Here is a 1,698-nt window from a genome sequence, read left to right on the forward strand (position 1 = left end):
CATCTGACACCGCCCGAGCCGGCTTCCGCGATGGCGGCACCGCCGGCGGCAGCACCGGCAGGGCGGAAGTAGGGCGCCTTATCCCATCGCAGTCAGGGAGACGGTCCGCTCCCTCTCCCGCTTGCGGGGGAGGGCTGGGGAGGGGGTGTCTCCGCAATCGAGAACCCCCAAGAGGAGAGAAGCCTCACCCGCCGCTACGCGGCGACCTCTCCCACAAGCGGGAGAGGTGCACCGAACCGGTGGAGGGAGTGATCTCAAATTAGACATTCGATCCGTGGATCGCATCGATCACGGCATCGGTCACTTCCTTCGTCGTCGCCTTGCCGCCGACGTCCGGCGTCAGCACGCCGGCGGCGCAGACGCGCTCGACGGCGGTCATCAGCCTCGAGGCGGCATCCATCTCGCCGAGATGCTCGAGCATCTGCGCGCCGGTCCAGAACGTCGCGACCGGGTTGGCGATGCCCTTGCCGGTGATGTCGAAGGCCGAGCCGTGGATCGGCTCGAACATCGAGGGGAAGCGGCGCTGCGGATCGATATTGCCGGTCGGCGCCACGCCGAGGCTGCCGGCCAGTGCGCCGGCGAGGTCGGACAGGATGTCGGCGTGCAGATTGGTCGCGACGATGGTGTCGAGGCTCTTCGGATGCAGCGTCATGCGCACCGTCATGGCGTCGACCAGCATCTTGTCCCAGGTGACGTCGGGGAATTCGGTCGCGACCTCGGCCGCGATCTCGTCCCACATCACCATGCCGTGGCGCTGCGCGTTCGACTTGGTCACGACGGTCAGGAATTTGCGCGGACGCGACTGCGCGAGCTGGAACGCATACCGCATGATGCGGGTGACGCCGACGCGGGTGAAGACCGCCACCTCGGTGCCGACCTCTTCCGGCAGGCCCTTGTGCGCGCGGCCGCCCATGCCGGCATATTCGCCCTCCGAGTTCTCGCGCACGATCACCCAGTCGAGATCGCCGACGCCGACATTGCGCAGCGGCGAGGCGACGCCCGGCAATATCTTGGTTGGCCGCACATTGGCATATTGGTCAAAGCCCTGGCAGATCGGTAGCCGCAGGCCCCACAGCGTGATGTGGTCGGGCACGTCAGGCGCGCCGACCGCGCCGAAATAGATCGCGTCGAACTTCTTCAGTTCAGCGAGGCCGTCAGCCGGCATCATGACGCCGTGCTTCTTGTAATAGTCCGAGCCCCAGTCGAAGGTCTTGATGTTGAAGGCGAGGTCGCCGCTGCGCTTTGCCAGCGCCTCCAGCACGCGGACACCGGCCGAGATCACCTCGGGGCCGATCCCGTCGGCGGGGATTGCTGCGATCGAATGGGTGCGCATGGGAATGCTCCGTGTGAGAGATCGTGCCGGCCGGTCCGACCGTCTGCGTTGCCGGCGAGTCTAGACGGGAGTGCAGGGCAGACTCAATTGACGCTGGTTTATACAAAAAAATGATATAATCATCGTCGCACGGGGACGAGAGGATACGGAATGGAATTGCAACAGCTTCGATGCTTCGTCGCGGCGGCCGAGCAGTTGCATTTTGGCCGCGCGGCGCAGCATCTCCAGATGCTGCCCTCCGCGCTCGGCCGCCAGATCAGGTTGCTGGAGGAGGATTTGGGCACGCGGCTGTTTGCGCGGACGACGCGTGCGGTGTCGCTGACGGAAGATGGCGCGACGCTGTTGCGCGATGCGCGCGCCATCCT

General features: G+C 65.7%; 2 protein-coding genes. One reads left to right on the top strand and one right to left on the bottom strand.

Translation table 11 applies throughout. From position 1 onward, the window contains the following. Positions 1–259 precede the first annotated feature (259 nt). On the bottom strand, positions 260–1,333 hold the full coding sequence (locus MOV75_RS36945; protein WP_246930200.1) for a tartrate dehydrogenase: 1,074 nt from the start codon (positions 1,331–1,333) through the stop codon (positions 260–262). Between the two features lie 150 nt (positions 1,334–1,483). On the opposite strand from MOV75_RS36945, the gene MOV75_RS36950 reads away from it, so the two are divergent. Then, the coding region (locus MOV75_RS36950) for a LysR family transcriptional regulator (RefSeq protein ID WP_247007853.1) at positions 1,484–1,698 on the top strand (215 nt) is incomplete at its 3' end.

This window comes from Bradyrhizobium sp. PRIMUS42, from assembly GCF_023006515.1.
Taxonomy (GTDB): Bacteria; Pseudomonadota; Alphaproteobacteria; order Rhizobiales; family Xanthobacteraceae; genus Bradyrhizobium.